Origin of the sequence: Amycolatopsis sp. TNS106, from assembly GCF_019330265.1 — a bacterium.
GTDB classification, from domain to species: Bacteria; Actinomycetota; Actinomycetes; order Mycobacteriales; family Pseudonocardiaceae; genus Amycolatopsis; species Amycolatopsis lurida.
The window spans coordinates 5,247,497-5,268,326 of sequence record NZ_CP024972.1; the positions used below are offsets into that span (position 1 = coordinate 5,247,497).

18 protein-coding genes are annotated in these 20,830 nt (G+C 70.0%); 8 read left to right on the forward strand and 10 right to left on the reverse strand.

All coding sequences use genetic code 11. The features are described from left to right. Positions 1-42: 42 nt before the first annotated feature. Together CVV72_RS23440 and CVV72_RS23445 are read left to right on the forward strand one after the other, a co-directional pair. On the forward strand, positions 43-366 hold the full coding sequence (locus CVV72_RS23440; protein ID WP_034313227.1) for an MGMT family protein: 324 nt from the start codon (positions 43-45) through the stop codon (positions 364-366). Between the two features lie 14 nt (positions 367-380). Beyond that, positions 381-1,211 carry a siderophore-interacting protein gene (locus CVV72_RS23445; protein ID WP_219145830.1) on the forward strand — a complete coding sequence of 277 codons (831 nt, stop codon included), beginning with the start codon at positions 381-383 and terminating at the stop codon, positions 1,209-1,211. Positions 1,212-1,575: 364 nt separating this feature from the next. Here the strand turns inward: CVV72_RS23445 and CVV72_RS23450 are convergent, their stop codons facing one another. From CVV72_RS23450 to CVV72_RS23460, 3 genes are read right to left on the reverse strand one after another with little or no spacing between them, the layout of a single operon-like run. Beyond that, the gene (locus CVV72_RS23450) at positions 1,576-2,865 is read right to left on the reverse strand and encodes a sensor histidine kinase (RefSeq protein ID WP_219145831.1); all 1,290 of its coding nucleotides are present in this window, start codon (positions 2,863-2,865) and stop codon (positions 1,576-1,578) included. Positions 2,866-2,919: 54 nt separating this feature from the next. Next, positions 2,920-3,729: a uroporphyrinogen-III synthase gene (locus CVV72_RS23455; RefSeq protein WP_219145832.1), complete on the reverse strand. Its 810-nt coding sequence runs from the start codon at positions 3,727-3,729 to the stop codon at positions 2,920-2,922. Beyond that, positions 3,722-4,690 (reverse strand): YafY family protein, encoded by a 969-nt coding sequence (locus CVV72_RS23460; protein ID WP_219145833.1) that lies wholly within the window; start codon positions 4,688-4,690, stop codon positions 3,722-3,724. Before CVV72_RS23460 ends, CVV72_RS23455 begins: the two co-directional genes overlap by 8 nt. Positions 4,691-4,750: 60 nt before the next feature. On the opposite strand from CVV72_RS23460, the gene CVV72_RS23465 reads away from it, so the two are divergent. Further along, a complete protein-coding gene (locus CVV72_RS23465) occupies positions 4,751-5,146 on the forward strand; it encodes a DUF3224 domain-containing protein (protein WP_219145834.1) in 396 nt (131 codons plus the stop codon). Between the two features lie 9 nt (positions 5,147-5,155). Next, positions 5,156-6,274: a DNA glycosylase AlkZ-like family protein gene (locus CVV72_RS23470; RefSeq protein WP_219145835.1), complete on the forward strand. Its 1,119-nt coding sequence runs from the start codon at positions 5,156-5,158 to the stop codon at positions 6,272-6,274. 80 nt (positions 6,275-6,354) lie between these two features. Here the strand turns inward: CVV72_RS23470 and CVV72_RS23475 are convergent, their stop codons facing one another. The 6 genes from CVV72_RS23475 to CVV72_RS23500 are packed head-to-tail and all read right to left on the reverse strand — an operon-like array spanning position 6,355 to position 15,115. Next, a complete protein-coding gene (locus CVV72_RS23475) occupies positions 6,355-7,458 on the reverse strand; it encodes a uroporphyrinogen-III synthase (RefSeq protein WP_219145836.1) in 1,104 nt (367 codons plus the stop codon). Then, complete coding sequence (gene nirD, locus CVV72_RS23480; RefSeq protein ID WP_219145837.1) at positions 7,455-7,802, reverse strand: nitrite reductase small subunit NirD; 348 nt, start codon at positions 7,800-7,802, stop codon at positions 7,455-7,457. Before nirD ends, CVV72_RS23475 begins: the two co-directional genes overlap by 4 nt. Continuing rightward, a complete protein-coding gene (gene nirB / locus CVV72_RS23485) occupies positions 7,799-10,303 on the reverse strand; it encodes a nitrite reductase large subunit NirB (protein ID WP_219145838.1) in 2,505 nt (834 codons plus the stop codon). Before nirB ends, nirD begins: the two co-directional genes overlap by 4 nt. Further along, on the reverse strand, positions 10,303-11,661 hold the full coding sequence (locus CVV72_RS23490; protein ID WP_219145839.1) for a NarK/NasA family nitrate transporter: 1,359 nt from the start codon (positions 11,659-11,661) through the stop codon (positions 10,303-10,305). The genes nirB and CVV72_RS23490 overlap by 1 nt, the downstream gene beginning before the upstream one ends. A 29-nt stretch (positions 11,662-11,690) precedes the next feature. After that, positions 11,691-13,118: an FAD-dependent oxidoreductase gene (locus tag CVV72_RS23495; protein WP_219145840.1), complete on the reverse strand. Its 1,428-nt coding sequence runs from the start codon at positions 13,116-13,118 to the stop codon at positions 11,691-11,693. After that, a complete protein-coding gene (locus CVV72_RS23500; protein ID WP_370641971.1) occupies positions 13,115-15,115 on the reverse strand; it encodes a molybdopterin oxidoreductase family protein in 2,001 nt (666 codons plus the stop codon). The genes CVV72_RS23495 and CVV72_RS23500 overlap by 4 nt, the downstream gene beginning before the upstream one ends. A 334-nt stretch (positions 15,116-15,449) precedes the next feature. On the opposite strand from CVV72_RS23500, the gene CVV72_RS23505 reads away from it, so the two are divergent. Genes CVV72_RS23505 through CVV72_RS23515 form a run of 3 tightly spaced genes read left to right on the forward strand, consistent with a single transcriptional unit; the run spans position 15,450 to position 18,910 of the window. Then, positions 15,450-15,974, forward strand: coding sequence for a PadR family transcriptional regulator (locus CVV72_RS23505; RefSeq protein WP_219145841.1), 525 nt, complete (start codon positions 15,450-15,452; stop codon positions 15,972-15,974). A 15-nt stretch (positions 15,975-15,989) separates the two neighbouring features. Beyond that, positions 15,990-16,670 carry an ABC transporter ATP-binding protein gene (locus CVV72_RS23510; RefSeq protein WP_219145842.1) on the forward strand — a complete coding sequence of 227 codons (681 nt, stop codon included), beginning with the start codon at positions 15,990-15,992 and terminating at the stop codon, positions 16,668-16,670. Further along, the gene (locus CVV72_RS23515) at positions 16,667-18,910 is read left to right on the forward strand and encodes an ABC transporter permease (protein WP_219145843.1); all 2,244 of its coding nucleotides are present in this window, start codon (positions 16,667-16,669) and stop codon (positions 18,908-18,910) included. The genes CVV72_RS23510 and CVV72_RS23515 overlap by 4 nt, the downstream gene beginning before the upstream one ends. A 1-nt stretch (position 18,911) precedes the next feature. Here the strand turns inward: CVV72_RS23515 and CVV72_RS23520 are convergent, their stop codons facing one another. Further along, entirely contained in the window at positions 18,912-19,709 is a 798-nt protein-coding gene (locus CVV72_RS23520; protein WP_034313255.1) for a TIGR02569 family protein, read from the reverse strand. Positions 19,710-19,814: 105 nt separating this feature from the next. On the opposite strand from CVV72_RS23520, the gene CVV72_RS23525 reads away from it, so the two are divergent. After that, positions 19,815-20,777: a hypothetical protein gene (locus CVV72_RS23525; RefSeq protein ID WP_219145844.1), complete on the forward strand. Its 963-nt coding sequence runs from the start codon at positions 19,815-19,817 to the stop codon at positions 20,775-20,777. Positions 20,778-20,830 lie beyond the last annotated feature (53 nt).

Genomic DNA, 20,830 nt, shown 5'->3' on the forward strand with positions numbered 1-20,830 from the left:
CCCCGCCGACACAACCTCGCAGCGGCACGGCAAAGTGGTCCCATGGATGACGAACTGCACGAGCGGGTGCGCGAGGTCATCGCGAGCGTGCCCGCCGGCTCGGTCGCGACTTATGGGGATATAGCGTCGGTTTCGGGAGCCCCGTCCCCGCGGCTGGTCGGCCGGATCCTCGGCGAGGACGGCCACGATCTGCCTTGGCACCGCATTCTGCGGGCCGACGGGACACCGGCTCCGCATCTGCTCGACGAGCAGCTGCAACGGCTGCGCGCGGAGGGCGTCATCCCCGACGGCCAGCGCGTCGACCTGCGGAAATACCGGTGGCAACGTGATCCGGACGACGACGCTGGTCCCGGCGCTCTCTTTTAGGTTAGCCTCCCCTAATGAGCTACATCGAGGCGAAGGTGACCGGGGTCCGGCGGCTCACTCCGCATATGAGCAGGGTGACCTTCTCGGGGGCATCGCTGGTGGACCACGCGCCCGACCAGTACCTGAAGGTGTTCTTCCCGCAGCCCGGCCAGGCGGAGCCCGTGCTGCCCGCTCCGCTGAGCGGCGACGAAGTCCTGTCCTGGTACCGCACCTACCTCGCGATGCCCGACGACGTCCGGCCGCCGATGCGCACGTACACCGTGCGCGCGCTGCGACCGTCGGTGCAGGAGGTGGACATCGACTTCGTGCTGCACGGTGACGAAGGCCCGGCCTCCGCGTGGGCTTCGCGCGCTTCGGAGGGTGACCGGGTCGCTTTCCTGGGACCGCATGGGCTCTACGACGTGCCTTCGGACACGACCTGGCAGCTGCTGGTCGGGGACGAGACCGCCATCCCGGCGATCGGCGCGATCGTCGAAGCGCTCCCCGCCGGGACGCGAGCGGTGGTCTACATCGAGATCAGTGATCGCGAAGACCGGCAGGTCTTCGAAACGCAGGGAACCGTGGAACTGCACTGGGTGGTCCGGGGCTCCGGCCCGGTCGGCGACGCGGTGCTCGAAGCCGTCCGGAAGGCGGAGCTGCCGGGCGGGACGCCCTACGCGTGGATCTCCGGCGAAGCGAACATGGTGAAGCTGGTGCGGCGGCACCTCGTACGGGAGCGCGGGGTCGACAAGCGGGCGATCTGCTTTACGGGGTACTGGCGGCAAGGGGTGAGCGAAGAGGCGGCCGGCCGTGAAGCGATGAGGCAGGCGGAGGCGGGAGAGGTTCCTTCGGCCGACGAGGACTGAGACCTTCTGACCTGCGGAAAGAAAGCAAGGGACCTTTACTACCGCGGGTGAGGTGTGTGGAAATAGGGACGTTGAGTGTCCCTATTTCCACACACCCCGCACTCCGCGTAACAGTGGTGACCGACTGTGTGGATTTTGGTGCGTTGGATGACCCGAAATCCACACAGTCACCGCGCCTACCTGCGGAAAGAGAGCAAGGGACCTTTGCTACCGCTTACGTAGGCATGCTAACCAACTGATAGCAAAGGTCCCTTGCTCCCGCTCACGCCCCGGAACTCCGTGAAGGCCTCCTTGCCTACCCTCAAGGTAGTGAAGGAGGCCTTCACGGACTTGAGCGGCGAAGGCACGCCCCAACCACAGCCCCTCAGTGCGGCACCCACAACGTCACCCGCGTTCCCCGACCCGGATGCGAATCGATCGTCCCTCGCCCGCCGACCTCCGCCAGCCGCGCCATGATCGACTGGCTGATCCCGAAGCCCGGCGGCCGGTCCAGCATGCTGAACCCGGTCCCCTGATCCCGCGCGATGACCGCGATGCCACCTTCGGATTCCTCGACGCGAAGGACGACCTGGTTCGTCCCGGCGTGCTTCACGGTGTTTCGGAGTGCTTCGCGGACGGCGTCGCGGATGGCGGTCCTGCGTGCGTGGGAGAGGCGGTAGTCCTGTTCGGTCTCGGCGGCGACGAGCTGGGTGCGGAGGCCGTCGCGCGCCATTTCGGTGGCGACCTCGGCGAGGTCCGCGGTGAGGCCGCGCGCCGACGGCGCGTCGGGGCCGGTCAGTTCGCGGCGGAGTTCGGCGGCTTGCGCCCGTGCGGTGGCGCGCATTTCCGCGAGCCGTTCCGCGGCGGCGGAATCGTCGTCCGGCGCCTCCAGCCCCATCGCCTCCAAGGTCTGGAGCACGGAGTCGTGCATGACCCGCTGGGTCCGCAGGCGTTCGGCGCGCTGCCCCCGGCGCATCCCGATCCCCAGCGCGAACCGCGTCCCCACGCCGAGCAGGATCAGGATCCCCGCCGTGGTCACCATCGCCACGACGAGCGCGACCATGCACCCCACCGACCGGCTCACCGCGAGCGGATGATCGATCGGCAGTCCGCCGATCCAGGTCAGGAACACCCGGAACGGCACCGCCGCGATCACCAGTACGAGCGCGGCCGGCAGCCCGAACGACAGCGTCCACAGCGCCACCGTCCCGACCATCCACGTCCACGCGACGTCGACGGCGAACGGCTGGATCCCGGCGGGCGCCGCGGTGGCCACGATCGTCGTGAGCACCACACCCACGGCGAGATCCGCGTACATCAGCCGCCCGGAGGTCTTCGCCCGGATCCCGCGGCCCCGCACCACCCACCAGACCGCGAGGACGTTGAGCAGCACCCCGAGGATCGTCACGCTCAGCACCGGGACGATCCCCGCCGACCCGTTCGAGACCAGGAAACCGATGTACACCTTGGGAAACGCGGCCACGCGGTAGAAGATCGGGCCGAGCGCGGAGTAGCGGATCGCGCGCATCAGCAGCGTGTCCGCGGAATCTTCCCGATAACGCCAATCGGGAACGGAATCGGGGTCGGGTGCTTCGTCGGCGGGGCTCGCGCCCAAGACCGAAGAGCCCTTTCGCAACATCGCGCGCACGAACGTGACCGATTGAGACTCGGACATCCGCCGCCCTCCCCGCGTCCGATGTCTCGAGCCTGGCAAAGCGGGCTACCCGCGTCAAGACGGCCGAATGCGCAGCTCCGCGACGAGAAGTTTGACCAACGCGCCGAGCCGCTGACGTTCGGGCTGCACGGTCGGTACCCCGGCGGCTTCCAGCGGCGCCGCGGTCACCGGTCCGACGCACGCGCACAACACCGGACCTCGCAGTGCGGCAAGGAGTTCCTCGCGGCGCGGCCCCGCCAGCGTCAGCAGGTTCGCGGCCGCCGGAGCGGAAGTGAAGGCCAACGCGTGCACGCGTCCGGCGATCACGCTTTCGACGAGTTCGTGCACAGGTGCGACGTCGGCGGGCGAAAGCCAGCGATACGGCTGCGCCTGCACGACGTCCGCACCCGCGTCACGCAGCGACCCGGTGAGTTCGGGCAGCAGGGTTCCGTGCAATTGGACGGCGACCCGTGCTCCGCGAACCCCGGCGTCGCGCAAGCCTTCGAACAGTTCCGCGTTGCTTTCCTCGGGCGCGGAGAATTCCTCACGCAGCCCCTCGCCGCGCACCGCGCCCGCCGCCTTCGGGCCCCGCACGAAGATCCGTGACGCGGCCAGCCGCTCCAGCAACGGTTCGCGCAGCCCCCAGCCTTCGGCCGCCGAAAGCCAGCCGCGGAATCCGGCGCCGGTGGTGACCGCGGTGAAGCCGACCGGTCCGGCCAGCACGGCATCCGTCGCCGCCCGCAGTTCGGTGTCGTCGGGCAGCGGGACGATCCGGATGGTGGGCGCGTGCAGGACGGTCGCGCCGTGCCGTGTCAGCGCGCCGATGAAGTCGTCGGCCCGCCGCTCCGCGGTGATCCCGATCGTGATTCCGTCCAGGTCAGCCATAACGCGCGCCCATCTTCCCGATCTCTTCCGCCAGCCGCTCGCGCAGCTCCGGCGGTGCGAGCACTTCGAGGTTCCCGCCGAACCGCAGTAGTTCACCGACCGCCGGTTCTCCGGGTTCCACGGGCAGTTCCATCGTCAGCCAGCCGTCTTCGTCCGGCTCGGCGTCCGCTTCCCGCAGCGCCCTCGCTCCGACGGCACCGAGATAGAACGGCACCAGTATGCGGGCGAACTCGTTCAGCCGGACCACCGCCACTCGTGAGTACATCCGCTTTTCGAACTGTTCCGACCATTCCTGCCAGTAGCGCGCGAGGTCGAAGTCTGACGGCCGCTCGAAGGTCTCGCCGAGACCTTCGAGTTCTTCGATCCGGGAGACCCGATAGGTCCGGTCGCTGCCGTCGCACCGCGCCGCGAGATACCAGTTCCCGGCTTTGAGGATCAGGCCGAGCGGGTCGAGGACGCGATCGACCTTCCGCTGTCCCCAGCGTTCGTACCGGACCTTGACCCGCCGCGCGTGCCAGACCGCGTCGGCCAGTTCGGACAGCCGCGGCAGGCTTTCGATCCCGCGATGCCAGCCGGGGACGTCCAGATAGAACCGTTCGGAGATCTTGCTCGCCCCGGCACGCAGTTCCGCGGGCATGGCCGCGTGCAGTTTGAGCTGAGCGGCGGCGAGGACCGTGCCCAGCCCGAGCTCACTGGCCGCCCCCGGCAGGCCCGCCAGCGAAAGCGATTGCGCCTCTTCCTCGGTCAGCCCGGTCAGCCGCGTGCGATAGCCGTCGACCAGCTGATATCCACCCGTGCGCCCGCGATCGGCGTACACCGGCACGCCGGCCGCGGACAGCGCCTCGACGTCGCGGTAGACCGTCCGGACCGACACCTCCAGCTCGGTCGCCAGCTCCTCGGCCGTCATCCGGCCGCGGTTCTGCAGCAGGAGGAGGACCGACAGGAGTCTGCTCGCGCGCATGAACCCAGTATCCCCGAAAACCTGACACAACCTGACAGGTTTGGCTGACAGGGTGAGCCCATGAACACGTTCGCCATGAAGAACTGGGAAGAAGCCCTCGTCAGCGGCACGGAGGGCGGGCCGCGCGTGGCCCACGCGCACGCCACCTTCGCCTACAGCGGGCTGATCGAGGGCGAGGCGGTCATCGACTACCTGCTGTACTACGCGGGTGAGGGCTTCGACGGCGGCGGGACCACGTCCCCCGGCCTCGAACGCATCGTAGGCAGTGTGGACGGGCGCGAGGGGAGCTTCGTGATCAAGCACGACACCGGGTTCGACGCGAAGGGAATCTCGTCGAAGTTCGCGGTCGTCGAGGGCTCCGGAACGGGTGAACTCGCCGGGATCACCGGCACCGGCACCACGACCGGCGCGCTCGATGCGCCGACGATGTCGTACACGTTCGCTTTTTCGCTGTAGGGAGGACGAATGCTCGAGGTCGATCGCGAGCAGGTGCTGGCGTACCGGATCGCGGCCCACGGACTGCACCGTGAGGAGACGGATCCGGCCGCGGCGGCCGTGTTCGATCTCGGGCTGCAGGATTCCGTGCGGGACACCGCCCTCCTGGGGCTCGCCGCCCGGATCGACGGCGACATCACGCCCGCGATCTGGGAAGACGAGCGGTTCGTGCTCGCGTGGACCCATCGTGGCGCGCCGCATTTCCACCGCCGCGCGGAACTGGACGAGATCCGGGCCGCGCTCGTGCCGCTCGACGAGAAGGACGCGATGGCGCGGATCCTCTGGCAGCGCAAGCAGGTCGAGGCCGCGGGCAGGTCCGCGACGGACGCACTGTTCACCGCGGCGAAGGCGATCCGCGAAGTCGTCACCGGCGCGCAGACCAAAGGCACGGTGAGCGGCGCCGTCACGAAACTGATCCCCCGCGGCTTGTCGTACGCCTGCCGCGGCTGCGGTGTCGTGCACATCTACGAGCAGTTGATGCGGGTCGCGTCGATCCACGCCGGGGTCCGGCTGGAGACGGGCGCGACGCCGGCGACGTTGGCACCGCTGGAAGGCCGCGGCCGCATCAAGACGTCGCCGAACGTCAAGGCGGCCACCCGCGTCATCGAGGATTACCTGCGGATCAACGGTCCCGCCACACCTGGCGACGCCGCCGCCTACGTCGGCACGACTCGCGCCGGCGTCGACGCGATGTGGCCGGATTGCCTGGCCGAGGTCCGGGTCGACGGCAAGAAGGCCTATCTGCCGGAAGACCGCGTGCCGCTCCTGGAAAAGCCACCGGAGCCGGATGTGGTCCGCCTGCTGCCACCGCTGGACCCGTTCGTCCAGGCGCGCGACCGCGCCGTGCTGGTGCCGGACAAGGCCCGGCAGAAGGAGGTCTGGAAGATCCTCGGCAGTCCCGGCGCACTGCTGGCCGACGGCGAGATCGCCGGGGTGTGGCGGGCCAAGGCGAGCGGCAGGAAACGGCTCGACTTCACCGTGACCCCGTTCGACGCTCTCCGCCCGGCCGCGCGGAAGGCGGCCGAAGCGGAGGCGGCCCGCGTCGCCGCCGCCCGGGAGTTCCCAGACCACCGCGTCACCTTCTCCTGACCGCACCTCCCGCAATTCGTCACCTACTTGCGACACGTTCCCGAGCGCGACCACCGCAAGTAGGTGACGAATTGCGGGGGTCAGGGGTCGACGGCCAGGCGGTAGCCGCGTTTCACCACCGTCTGGACGAGTTTCGGCGACCCCAAAGAGCTCCGCAGGCGCCCGATGGCGGTCTCGACGGCGTGTTCCTCGCCGCCGTCGGGCAACGCGGTGACCAGCTCCCGCCGGGAGAACACCCGCCCCGGTGACTCCGCCAGCGCCCGCAGTACCGCCATCGGCGCGGGCGCGATGTCACACCACTGCCCGTCGACCAGCGCCGCCTGACCCCGCAGCTCGATGGTGCGGCCGCCCGCGGTCAGCCGCGGCGAACGGGCTTCGAGCGCGTCGGACACCATCCGCGCCAACGCCCCGATCCGCGACCGCGCCGGCTGGACCGTCGGGATCCCGAGCGCGGCCAGCGGTGCCGCCGTGATCGGCCCGACGCAGGCCGCCACGACCCGTTTCTCCAGTGCCCGCACGATTCCCGGCAGCCGTCCGGTCCGTTTCGCGACCGCCAGCATGGACGCCACCGCGGGCGCGCTGGTGAACGGCAACGCGTCCACCGAACCGTCGAGCACACCGTCGAGCAGCCGGTCCAGCGGGCCGGGGTCGGCCGGGCCGACCCAGCGGTACACCGGCACCTCGATCACCTCGGCGCCCGCGGCGCGCAGACTGTCCACAAAGTACGGAAGCGGCTCGCCGTGCAGCTGCACCGCGATCCGCTGACCGTCCACTCCGGAATCGAGAAGATGCCGCAGCACCTCGGCGTTGCTCTCCGACGCGGGCGAGTAGTCCTCCGACAGCCCGGCCGCGCGGATCGCGCCCTTGGCCTTCGGGCCCCGCGCCAACAGCGCCGACTTCCCGAGCCGGTCGAGCAGCTCCTCCCCCAGCCCCCAGCCCTCGGCCGCCTCGACCCAGCCGCGGAAGCCGATCCCGGTCGTCGCGACGACGGCGTCGACCCGAGCTTCGAGCAGGCGCATGGTCGCCGACCGCAGTTCGGTGTCGTCGGCGAGCGGCACGATCCGGATGGCCGGGCCGTAGCGCACGGTCGCACCCTTACGCACGAACAGCGCGCCGAGCTCGTCAGCCCGCCGCGCCGCCGTGATCCCGATGACGAATCCCGCCAGGGGAAGGACTTCTGTCACGGTGAGAATTCCACCTCCACGACACCCTCGGTGACCCGCACCCGATAGGCCGCGACCGAGACACCTTCGGCGTCGAGACATTCGCCGGTCCGCAGATCGAACCGTTCCTTGTACACCGGCGACGCCACGACGGGGACGCCGCCCGCGTCGCCGACGATCCCCCGCGAAAGCACCGCCGCGCCGCTGACCGGATCCACATTGGACAGTGCGTGCCACCGGTCGCCGGGCAACCGGAAGATCGCCACCTGCACGCCGCCGTCGAGCAGGGCGGCGACGCCGGACCATTCGGGGACCGCGCCCGCCGCGCAGACGGCGGTCCAGGTGCGCTCGATCGAGGTCGTCACTGTTTCACCTCCGGGATGCCCAGCAGCACGGGCACCTTCTGGTCACGTTCGGTGCGGAACGAGATCGTCGGATCCGGCGTGCCCGGCGCGTTGACGAACGAGGTGAACTTCGCCAGCTTCTCCGGGTCCTCCAGCACGCCGCGCCACTCGTCGGCGTAGTCGCCGACGTGCTTGGCCATCGCCGCGTCGAGGTCCTCGCAGATGCCGAGCTTGTCGTCGACGATCACCGCGCGCAGGTGGTCGAGGCCGCCCTCCATCTCCTCGACCCACGGCGCGGTGCGCTGCAGGCGGTCGGCCGTGCGCACGTAGAACATCAGGAACCGGTCGATCGTCCGGATCAGCGTCTCCGTGTCCACTTCGGACACCAGTAGATCCGCGTGCCGCGGGGTCGCGCCGCCGTTCCCGCCGACGTAGAGGTTCCAGCCCTTGTCGGTGGCGATGATGCCGAAGTCCTTGCTCCGCGCCTCGGCGCATTCCCGGGCACAGCCCGAGACGGCGGACTTCAGCTTGTGCGGCGAGCGCAGGCCGCGGTAGCGCAGCTCCAACTCGATCGCCAACCCGACGCTGTCCTGCACGCCGTAGCGGCACCAGGTCGAGCCGACGCACGACTTCACCGTGCGCAACGACTTCCCGTAGGCGTGCCCCGACTCGAAACCGGCGTCGACGAGCCGCCGCCAGATCAGCGGGAGCTGGTCGACGGTGGCGCCGAACAGGTCGATCCGCTGTCCACCGGTGATCTTGGTGTACAGCCCGAAATCCATCGCCACCTGCGCGATCACCATGAGCTTCTCCGGCGTGATCTCGCCGCCGGGGATGCGCGGGACCACCGAGTAGGTCCCGTTGCGCTGCAGGTTCGCGAGGAACTTGTCGTTGGTGTCCTGCAGGGTCGCCTGCTCGCCGGCGAGGATGTGCCCGTTGCCCAGCGTGGCCAGGATGGACGCGATCGCCGGTTTGCAGATCGCGCAGCCGGTCCCGGTGCCGTAGCGGTCGATCATCTCGCTGAACGTGGTGATCCGCGTGGCCTGGAGGATCTGGAACAGCTCCGCGCGCGACTGCGGAAAGTGCTCGCACAGCGCCTTCGACTGCTCGACGCCGCAAGCCGTCAGCAGCTTGCCCAGCAGCGGGACACACGATCCGCAGGCCGTGCCCGCCCGGGTGCAGCCCTTGATCTTGGCGACCGAATCGCAACCCTCTTCGGTGATCGCATGCGTGATCGAGCCCTTGGAGACCGCGTTGCAGGAACAGATCTGCGCGGCGTCGGGCAGCGCGTCGACCCCGACCGCCGCCCCGCCACCGGCCGGGGCGAGGATCGCGCCGGGTTCGGCGGGCAGCGGCCTGCCGACCATCGCACGCAGCGTGTTGAACTCGCTCGCGTCGCCGACCAGCACACCGCCGAGCAACGTTTTCGAGTCGTCCGACACGACGAGCTTCTTGTACGTCCCGGCGACGGCGTCGTTGAACGCGACCTCCAGCGCACCCTCGGTCGCCGCGTGCGCGTCGCCGAAGCTGGCGACGTCGACACCCATCAGTTTGAGCTTCGTCGACATGTCCGGCTCGGGGAACGTGCCCTCGCCGCCGGTCAGCCGCGCCGCGACGATCTCCGCCATCGCGTATCCGGGCGCCACGATCCCGTACACCTTGCCGTCGACGGCCGCGCATTCCCCGATCGCGAACACGGCGGGGTCGGCCGTCCGGCAGGTGTCGTCGACCAGGATCCCGCCCCGCGCGCCGACTTCCAGGCCGGACGAACGCGCCAGATCGTCACGCGGCCGGATACCGGCGGAGAACACGACCAGGTCGACGTCGAGTTCCGTGCCGTTGCCGAGCTTCGCGAGGTAGCGTTCGCCGTCCGGCTCGATGGCGTCGGTCGACGTTCCCGTGTGGACGGTCACGTCGAGATCGGTGATCAGCCGCCGGAGCAGGCCGCCGCCGCCCTCGTCGACCTGCAGCGGCATCAGCCGCGGCGCCATCTCGACCACGTGCGGCGAAAGGCCCATGTCCCGCAACGCCTTCGCGGCTTCGAGACCGAGCAGCCCGCCACCGATGACGACCGCCGAACGCCGTCCGCGCCCGGGCCGCTGAGCGGCTTCCCGGATGGCGTCGAGGTCCTCGATCGTCCGGTAGACGAAACAGCCGGGAAGATCATGGCCGGGCACCGGGGGGACGAACGGACGTGAACCGGTCGCGAGGACGAGCGCGTCGTACGGCTGCTCGTATCCGGCCTCGGTGACGACGACCTTGCGATTCCGATCCACCGAAACCACCGCGTCGCCGAGCCGCAGTTCGACCAGCGGATCGTCGGTGTATTCCGCGCCTTCCAGAGCGAGGGACGCGGGATCCCAGGTGTCCACATAGGACGTCAGGGCGACGCGGTCGTACGCGGGGCGTGCCTCTTCGGCGAGGACCACGATCTGCCACTCGCCGGTCTTGTCCTCCGCGCGCACCGCTTCCACGAGCCGGTGCGCGACCATGCCATGTCCGACGACGACGAGTTTCCGCATCAGACCTCCGCTCCGGCGAGCGCCAGACCTCGGGTGCTCGCCACCTCCGACTGCTGTTTGCGCAGATACACCGCCCAGGTGACGGCGAAGCACAGGCCGTAGAAGACCAAGAAGGCGATGAACGCCGGCACCCCGCTCTTCGTGTCCGCGAACGACTGGCGGAAGGCCAGGTTGATGAAGAGGCCCCCGAGCGCGCCGATCGCCCCGGCCAGCCCGATCAACGCCCCGGATAGCTTGCGAGCCTTGAGCATCTCCAATGTCTCGTCCGCGCCCTCGCTGATCGCGACCTTCGCCTTGGCGCGGAAGATCGCCGGGATCATCTTGTACGTCGAGCCGTTGCCGATGCCGGTGAGCACGAACAACACGATGAACGCGACGGTGAACAACGCCAGCGAGTTCGACGTCGAGGCCAGGATCAGCACCACGGTCGCCGCGGCCATGCCGACGAACGTCACGAAGGTGATCTTGCCGCCGCCGATCCGGTCGGCCAGCCAACCGCCGGTCGGCCGCGAGAACGAACCGAGCAGCGGGCCGAGGAACGTGACCGCGGCCGCCTGCAACGGAGTGCGGCCGAACTGGTTCTGCAGCACCAGGCCGAAGGCGAAGCTGTACCCGATGAACGAACCGAACGTGCCGACGTACAGGAACGACATGACCCACGTGTGCGGATCCTTGACGACCTCGCGCATCGCCTTGGTGTCGTTCTTCATCGAGGCGAGGTTGTCCATGTAGAAGTACGCGCAGACCGCCGCGACGACGATCAGCGGGATGTAGATCGCCAGCACCAGCCGGGGTGCGGTCGCGCCGACGGTGCCGATGACCAGCAGGCCGATCAGCTGGATCGCCGCCACGCCGAGGTTTCCGCCGCCCGCGTTGAGGCCGAGCGCCCAGCCCTTGTGCTTTTCGGGGTAGAAGGCGTTGATGTTGGTCATCGACGACGCGAAGTTCCCGCCGCCGACGCCGCCGAGCGCGGCGATCAGCAGGAACGTGCCGAGCGAAGTGCCCGGTTGCATCGCGACGGCCGCCAGGATCGTCGGCGCAAGCAACAGCAGCGCGCTGACGATCGTCCAGTTCCGGCCGCCGAACTTCGCCACCGCGAAGGTGTACAGCGGCCGCATCAGCGCGCCGATCAGCGTCGGCGTCGAGACCAGCAGGAACTTGTCGGCGGCCGAGAACCCGTACTGCGGGCCCATGAACAGGACCATGACCGACCACAGTGTCCAGACGGAGAAGCCGATGTGCTCGGCGAGGACGGAGAACCAGAGATTCCGCCGGGCGACCTTCTTCCCGGTCTCCTCCCAGAACTGCTCGTTCTCCGGATCCCAGTGCTCGATCCAGCGCTTTCCGCGAGCGTGCATGCGGTCCTCCTTGATGGATGCGTTCGGGTTCACTGGGCGGCCAGCCATTTCGCGACCCCGCCGACGGCGTCCTTGCAGCCGCCGCAGCCGGTCGTCGCGCGGGTCGCCCCGGCGAGGGCGGGGACGTCGGTGGCGCCGCCGCGCCACGCTTCGACGAGCCGTCCCTTGGTCACCGCGTTGCAGCGGCAGATGACCGCCGACGCGGGCAGATCGGCAGGGCTCGCCGCCGACGGCGCCCCGGGCGGCAACGAGCGTCCTAAAAGGACCGCCAACCGGTCTTCGGGCACCGGAGTACCCCGGTCGTAGAGCTGCGTGATCGTCGCGGCCGCGTCGGGCAGGCCGAGCAGGATCGCGCCGGCCACCCGGTTTTCGCGGATGACGAGCTTGCCGTAGCGGCAGCCCGCCGGGTCGCTGAAGGTGAGCACTTCGGCGGCCGGGTCGTCCGCGCCGGTCATCGTCTCGCCGAGCGCGGTGAGGTCGATGCCGCGGGCCTTGAGCCGCGTCACCGCCTGGGTCCCGCGATAGCGTGACGCGGACTTCGTGCCGGTGACCAGATCGGCGACGACGGCGGCCTGTTCCCACGCGGGCTGCACGAGCCCGCCGAACGCGCCGGGATGCCGGGCGCAGTCGCCGATCGCGTGGATCCGGCCGTCGCTGGTCCGCAGCAGATCGTCGACGACGATGCCGCCCTCGACGGTCAGCCCGGCGTCCACGGCCAGTTTCGTCTCCGGTCGGACCCCGGTGGAGACGACGATGAGATCGGCGGGCACGTGCGTGCCGTCGTCGAGTTTGAGCCCGTCGCCGCTGACGTAACGCGCGGCCCCGACACCGAGCCGGAAGGCGACGCCGAGCTCTTCGAGCTTCCTGGTCAGCACCCGTGCGGATTCCGCGTCGAGCTGGCGTTCCATGATGTGCGGCATCGGATGCACGACGGTGACGAGGTTTCCCCGTCCGGCGAGGCCTCGCGCGGCTTCCAGACCGAGCAGCCCCCCGCCGAGCACCGCGACCGGCGCGCCCAGTTTGGCCGCGTCCAGGATGCGCGCGCAGTCGTCGAGGGTGCGGAACGCGACCACGTCCGGGCCGGGTTCGAGCCCTTCGACCGGCGGCATCCACGGGTTCGCGCCGGTGGCGAGCACGAGCGCGTCGTAGTCCACAGTGGACCCGTCGTCGAGGTGCACTCGCCGCGCCGCGCGGTCGATCGAGGTCGCGGCGACCCCGCGGCGCAGGTCGGCCCCGGTACGGGACGGCCAGTCGTCGTCGTGGAGCCGGACGACCTCGGGCCGCATGGTGCCGGCGACCACCGACGACAGCAACACGCGGTTGTAGGCGGTGTGCGTCTCGGCGCCGACGACGGTGAGCCGGACGCGTTCGCCGTCGGGATCGCGGCGGCGGATGTCGTCCGCCAGCCTCGCGCCCGCCATGCCGTATCCGGCGATGACCACCGACCGGGGGCTCACGCGACGGCCTCGGCCGGGGCGAGCGCGACCGCGCACACCTTGAACTCGGGCATCCGGCTCGTCGGGTCGAGCGCCGGGTTGGTCAGCAGGTTCGCCCTGCCCTCGCCGGGGAAGTGGAACGGCAGGAACACCAGGTCGGGGCGCAGCGACGCCACGCAGCGGACGCGTGCGACCGTCTCCCCGCGGCGGGAACGCACGACGGCGAGGTCGCCCTCGGCCAGTCCCGCGCGAGCAGCGGTGTCGGGATGAACTTCCACGAAGGCCTCCGCCACGACGTCGTTGAGTTCCTTGACCAGCCGGGTCTGCGCCCCGGACTGGTAGTGCTGCAGGACCCGCCCGGTCGTGGCCTGCAAGGGGAATGCGGCGTCGGGCAGCTCGGCCGGGCCGACGTGGTCCACCGGGACGAACCGCGCGCGGCCGTCCGGATGGGCGAAGCGGTCGAGGAACATCCGCGGCGTGCCGGGATGCGATTCCGCCGGGACGGGCCAGTAAAGGGCCTCGCCGTCACGGAGCCGGTCGTAGGTGATGCCCGAGTAGTCGGCGACACCGCCCTTGGACGCCTGGCGAAGCTCGGTGAAGACGGTCTCGGCGTCCGTCGGGAACCGGCCGTCGGGCTGGCCGAACCGGCGGGCGAGCTCGGAAAGCACACAGAGATCGGTCTTCGCGCCGGACGGCGGGTCGATCGCCTTGCGGCGCAGGAGGATCCGGCCTTCGAGGTTGGTCATCGTGCCGTCCTCCTCGGCCCACTGGGTGACCGGCAGGACGACGTCGGCCATCGCCGCCGTCTCCGACAGGACGAGGTCCGAGACCACCAGGAAGTCCAAAGAGGACACTTTGTCCTGGATGTTCCCGGCGCCGGGCGCGGAAACGACGAGGTTGCTGCCGAACACCATCAGCGCGCTCGGCCCGTCTTCGGTGCCGAGCGCCTCCAGCAGCTCGACGGCCGAACGGCCCGGCCCCGGCAAGGATTCCGGCGGCACTCCCCAGACCCCGGCGACGTACTCACGGGCCGCGGGGTCGTCGATCTTGCGGTAGCCGGGCAGCTGGTCCGCCTTCTGCCCGTGTTCGCGACCGCCTTGGCCGTTGCCCTGCCCGGTCAGGCAGCCGAAGCCGGACCCCTTGCGCCCGGGCAGGCCGAGGGCGAGCGAGAGGTTGATCCAGGCGTTGACCATCGCGGTGCCGTTGGCGTGCTGCTCGGTGCCACGCGCGGTGAGGACGTAGGCGTTGCGGGCCGCGGCGAGCTTGGCGGCGACACGACGCTGGTCCGCGGCGGAGACCCCGGTGATCTGCTCCACGCGCTCCGGCCACCAGGCCGCGACCGAGCGCCACAGTTCTTCGAAACCGGTGGTGCGCGTGTCCACATAGGACTGGTCGAGCAGGCCGTCGGCGACGACGGCGTGCAGAATGCCCTGCGCCAGCGCGAGATCGGTCCCCGGCGCGGGTGCGAGATGCAGCCCGGCCAGTTCGGCGGTCGGCGTCCGGCGCGGGTCGACGACGATCAGGTCCGCGCCCCGCAGGTGCTGGGTGAACGGCGGCATCGTCTCGGCCGGGTTCGCACCGATCAGGAGGACCGCGTCGGCGTCGGCGAGATCCGTGACGGGGAACGGCATGCCACGGTCGGCGCCGAACGCCTTGATCCCGGCGGCGGCCGCCGAAGACATGCAGAACCGGCCGTTGTAGTCGATCTGCGAGGTGCCCAGCGCGACCCGGGCGAACTTCCCCAGCAGATACGCCTTCTCGTTGGTCAGCCCGCCGCCGCCGAAGACGGCGACCGAGTCGGCCCCCTTGGCAGCGCGGATTTCGGTGAGCCGCTCGGCGACGAGGTCGAGAGCCTGCGGCCAGGTCGCGGGCCGGAGTTCGCCGTCGACCTTGATCAGCGGTGTCGTCAAGCGGGAGGGCGAGGTGAGGAGCTCCCCCGACGTCCAGCCCTTCTGGCACAGGCCGCCGGCGTTGACCGGGAAGTCGCGCGGCGCGACCCGGGCGCCGTCGAGGCTCATCCCGCACTGCAGGGCGCAGTACGGGCAGTGCGTGTCCACCGCGGTCACGGTGGGGGCGGTGAGCGGCACGGGCACCTCCTCCAGGCGTCGATAGCGCTTGAAGGTAGGTAGGCCGTGTTACCTGAAAACTCCTGAATGTTTCAGGCGTTTGACATTGCCCGCCGCTGATCGACGTCACACCGTGAGGTCGCGGGCCTGCTCGAGTCGACCTCGCGACACCTCTTGATGCGGCACGGCCCAAGGGGCTGAAGGGGCCTTCCACCGCGTCGCATGCGGGAAAGACGCCTTCCGCAGCTATACACTCGATGTATAGATCGTGTGTATAGTCGCTCCCATGTCCATCGGGAACACGCTGCTCGGCCTGCTCGAAGCCGGCCCGAAGCACGGCTATGACCTCAAACAGCTTTACGACAAGCAGTTCCGGCAGGATCGTCCGCTGCACTACGGGCAGGTCTACTCGACGCTGAACCGGCTCCTGAAGAACGGCCTGGTCGTGGAGAACGGCGTCGAGGCGGGCGGCGGCCCGGACCGGAAGCGGTACGCGATCACCGAGGCAGGCGTCACCAACGTCGAGGAATGGCTGAAAAGCCCGGAAAATCCCTCGGTCTACCTGCAGAACACGCTCTACACCAAGGTCGTGCTCGCGCTGCTGTCCGGCCGCGGCGCGCAGGACCTGCTCGACGCCCAGCGGAGCTCCCACCTGCGCGCCATGCGTGAGCTCACCGCCCGCAAGACCGACGGCGACCTCGCCGATCAGCTGATCTGCGACCACGCGCTCTTCCACCTGGAAGCGGATCTGCGGTGGCTGGAACTCACCGCCGCCCGCCTCGACGACCTCGCGCGCCAGCTGACGCGCTGATCTGGGGACCACACAGTGGAAACACCGTTGTTACACGGGCTCGGCCTGTACAAGGCCTTCGGCCCGAACCAGGCGCTCGACGGGGCCGGGCTGACGCTCGAAGCCGGTGAGATCGTCGCGATCATGGGTCCCTCCGGCTCCGGGAAGTCGACACTGCTGCACTGCCTGTCCGGAATCGTGCGGCCCGACGCAGGTCAGGTGCTGTTCCGCGGGCGAGATCTCGCGAGCATGTCCGACACCGAACGCAGTGCCTTGCGGCGCACCGAATTCGGCTTCGTCTTCCAGTTCGGGCAGCTCGTCCCGGAGCTGACCTGCCTGGAGAACGTCGCACTGCCACTGCGCCTTGGCGGGATGAAACGCCGCCCCGCCGAGCGGCTCGCGCGGACCTGGCTCGACCGGCTGGCGGTCGGCGACGCCGAGGACAGCACACCCGGCCAGGTTTCGGGCGGGCAAAGCCAGCGGGTCGCCATGGCCAGGGCGCTGATCACCGAACCGTCGGTGGTCTTCGCCGACGAACCGACCGGCGCGCTGGACACGCTCAGCGGAGAGCTGGTCATGCGTTTGCTGTCCGAGACGGCGAAGCAGACCGACGCCGCCGTCGTCCTCGTCACCCACGAACCGCGCGTGGCCGCCTACTCCGACCGGGAGGTCATCGTGCGAGACGGCCGGACACGCGAACCGGTGATCACCCGATGACCGGGCGCGAAGATTTGATGCTGGGGTTCCGGCTGGCCGTCGGGGGCGGCCGGGGCTCGATCGTCAGGCTCGTCCTGAGCACGGTCGGCATCGGGCTCGCGGTCGCGGTCCTCCTGATCGGCGCCTCCGCGGGCACCGTCAAGGAGAACCGCGACCAGCGGGCGTACGCCGCCTCCCCGCGGAACGAACCGATCCCGGGTGTCGCACCACTGAATCACCACACGACCACGACCGACTTCCGCGGGCAGGCGATCTCGCTCGTCCACCTTCACGCCACCGGGCCGAACTCGCCGATCCCGCCGGGGGTGGACCGGCTGCCCGCGCCGGGCGAGGTCTTCCTTTCCCCGAAGCTCGACGAACTCGTCGCGGCCGACACCAGTGGTCTGTTACGGCCCCGTCTGCCCGGCAAGCCGGTCGGGATCATCGGCACGGGAGCGGTACTCAATCCGAATGATCTCGTCGTCTACGCCGGCACGGACAATCCACGCAACGGCGCCCCGATCTATACCTTCGGTTCCCCTCCCGGCTACGAAGCGCCGTTCGAACGAGGAATTCTCTCGCTGCTGCTGATCGGTCTCTTCGTCCTGCTCACGCCGGTGTTCATCTTCGTCGGGACGGTCTCCCGGCTCGGCGGGGCGGCCCGTGACCGGCGGCTCGCCGCGCTACGGCTGGCGGGCTCCTCCCTCAAGCAGCTGCGCCGGATCACCGCGGCGGAATCCCTCGTGGGCGCAGTGGCCGGGCTGGTCGCCGGTGCCGCGGCGTTCCTGCTGTTCCGCGGCACGGTGGCGGACTTCCAGGTGCTCCGGTTCGGGGTGTACCCGAAGGATCTGACGCCGCCGTGGCCGCTGGTGGTGCTGATCGTGCTCGTGGTCCCCGCCCTGACCGTGGCGGCGGCTTGGGCCGCCCAGCGGCACACGGTCGTCGAACCGCTCGGAGTCGTCCGCGAAACCGTGCCGCCGAAGCGGCGATTGTGGTGGCGGCTGCTGCCGATCGTCGCCGGAATCGCTCTGATAGCCCCGGATTTCGGCGTCGCGAGCGAACTCGGCCGGATGGCGCTGATCGCCGGTGCCGTGCTGCTGATGCTCGGGATACCCGCGATGCTGCCGTGGGTGCTGGAGCGCGCCGTCGCCCGGGTCAAGGGCGGGCCGCCGTCGTTCCAGCTCGCGATCCGCCGTCTGCGGAACGACAGCGGGACCCCGGCCAGGGTGGTCGCGGGGCTCTGCGTCGTGCTCGCCGGGGTGATCGCGCTGCAGAGCCTGTTGGCGGGCCAGGTGACGTTGGCGGCCGTCTATCAGAAGAAGACCGACGACCGGATCTCCGTCCATGCCGACAGTTCGGTGGCCGATCAGGCGATCGCCGCGGTCCGTGCGGTGCCCGGCGCGGCCGGCTTCCAGGCCATGCGCTCGATGCTCGTCGACACGAACCGCGGCGACGGCGGGCTCGTCTCGCTCGCCGTCGCCGACTGCGCCACGATCGAAGCGACCACCGCCGCGACCGGATGCCACGACGGTGACGTGTTCGCCGATCCGGCCTCTCTCCACAAAGGACAGTCGGTGAAGCTCGTCGACGACGACAAGAGGGAGCGGCCCTGGACCGTTCCGGCCACGCCCCGCCCGCTCAGCGTGAAGCCGTCGGGGCTCGGCGAGCAACTCCAGCCACACGTGGTCGCGACGCCTGCCGCGATGGCGGGCGTCGACCTGGCCGCCGCGCCGGTCACGGTGAGCCTGCGGGGGACGACCGGCGATCCGGACTTCGTCGAGCTGGTGCGGAACTCGGTGGCGCCGTACAGCGGACAGGTCTCGGTGGCGTCCGCCAACGAGAAGCGGGTCTCCGACGAGGCCCGGATGCTCGACGACGTGCGGAACATCCTGTTCGGCGGCGCGTTGTCCGTCCTGCTGCTGGCCGGGGTGAGCCTGCTGGTGCTCGCCCAGGAACAGGTCCGGGAACGGCGCCGGGCGCTCGGGGCGCTGTCCGCCACCGGCGTGCCGGTGCGGGTGATCGTCCGGTCCCTGTTGTGGCAGAACGGGATTCCGCTGCTGGTGGGCATCGTGGTCGCGACGGTGACCGGGATCGCCGTCGCCGCGCTGGGCAGACGGCTGTTCTGGAAGGACTTGCACGTCGACTGGTCCGCGGTCGGGCTGCTCGCCGCGGCGGCGATCGCGATGGTGCTGCTGGTGACGGCGTCGACGGTCCCGTCCGTCCGCGCGGCGGCGAAGACGGAGAACCTGCGCACCGAGTGACCTACAGCACCGCGCTCACGTCCCGGGCGGCGGCACGGAGTCCGTCGTGCGCCGCCCGGGTCGACCGCGGGTCGAGGGCGTTGGCGGCGAGCCGGAAAAGGACCGCCCGCAGGAGAAGTTGCGGCCATTGGGGCAGATGCGCCCAGCGTTCGAGGAGATCGATGGTGGCGCCGCCCCAGGCCAGCGCGTCGACCGCGACGATCGCGGCGCCCCATTCACCCGGCCGGTAGTACGGCACGAAATCGACGATGCCGGGGGCCGCGTCGCCGTCGAAGAGCACGCCGGCGAGAAGCTCCCCGTGGACGACCTGGTCCGGCAGTTTGACCGGTCTTCGCGAACCGGCCAGCACCTCGAACCAGCGGCCGCCCTTGTTCTCGTCGAGGGGCATTTCCGCCTCGCCCCAGGCGAGTTTGTCGGCCAGCGCCTCGATGTCGGTGCGGCGTCCCAGGAAATCCGGCCGGGGCAACCCGGCCGTCGCGCGATGCAGTTTGACCGCCGCGTGCACGACCTCGTCGTACCGGTGCTCGGCCGTACCGGACACGTAGCGATTCGCCGACCAGCCGCCGACGATCCACCGGCCGTCGCTGGACCGGACGGGCTTCGCGACCCGCAGCCCCGGCTCGTCGACGGCTTCCAGCGCCCGGGCCGTCCACAGGGTCCGCGACTTGTCGACGACGGGTTTGAGCACGAGATCGTTGTAGCGCCAGGCAGTGGTGCCGGGCAGCGGTTCCGCGTCACCGGTACGTCCGCCGAACGCCGAACAGACGTGTTCCGGAGGGCTTTCTAGGGTGGCACGCACGGCTCGGGACGTTACCCGGTCTTGCGCGCCACGAACGAGAAGACGCGCTGGTCTTGAGTAGCGATACTCAAGACAGGATCGCTTCTGACCTGCCATTCTTCGACCGTGATCCCCCGAACGGCTCAGCGCCGCCTCACCGACGGGCAACTCACCGCGCTCGCACTCGGCTCACTGTGGCTGCTCGGGACACTCGGAGCGCTCACCGTGGGCCTGTTGCTCCCACTCGCCGCGTTCCTGCACGTACCGTGGATCGCGTTGCCGGTGCCGCTCGTGTCGATCGGCGTGGTCTACCTCATCGGTTTCGTGGCACCGGAGGCCTTCCCGTCCGTCGCGAAACCTTGGCCGCGGCTGGCCTGGGCCTTCGCGACCGGGATCTGTGGGGTGTTCGGCGCGATCTTCGTACTCGAAGTGTCGGAGGCGTTCGACCCTTGGTTCGCGGTGCCGTTCCTGGGAGTGCCCGTGCTGCTCGTCACGGGGCTGTTCACGCGTGACCTCCGGATGCGGGCAGGGGCGGGTGTCCTCCTGGTCGCCCTGATCGCGGGCGGGATCGCCGTCCCCGCGTCACTGCCTCCGGATACCCCCGCACGGCGCCTCGCCTCGACCGGCGTCCCGCACGACCGCACTCTCGCGGCGGACCTCGGCTCGCAGCGGCTCCCGACCAAGACGACCGCGGACTCCGGGTCGCTGATCGTCGAGTACGCGCCTCAGCTGTGGATCTCGCCCGTCTGGACCTTCGCGACCGACGCCGTCGAGAACTGCGAGACGTCGGTGAAGACCGCTTGGCACCTCGAGAACGCGACGTGCGCCCAAGTCGGCGAAGGCGAGTTCATCCGGCGGAACGCGGACCGCATCGAGTTCATCCAGCGGCGTGGTGCGCTGTCGGTGCACCTCGCGGGGAACCACAACTGGAAACCCGAGGAGCTGCGGGAACTGGCCGCGAAGACCCATCCGTTGACCGACGCCGAGATCATCGCCGCCGTCCCGAAGTCGCCCCGGGGGAACCGGACGGACGTCGTCGCGGGGTTCGCGAAGTTCGTGCGGGCGATCTTCGCTACCACTCGCGCGTGAAGGCCCCCTTCCCTCGGCTGAGCCGAGGGAAGGGGGCCTTCACGCGCTTCCGC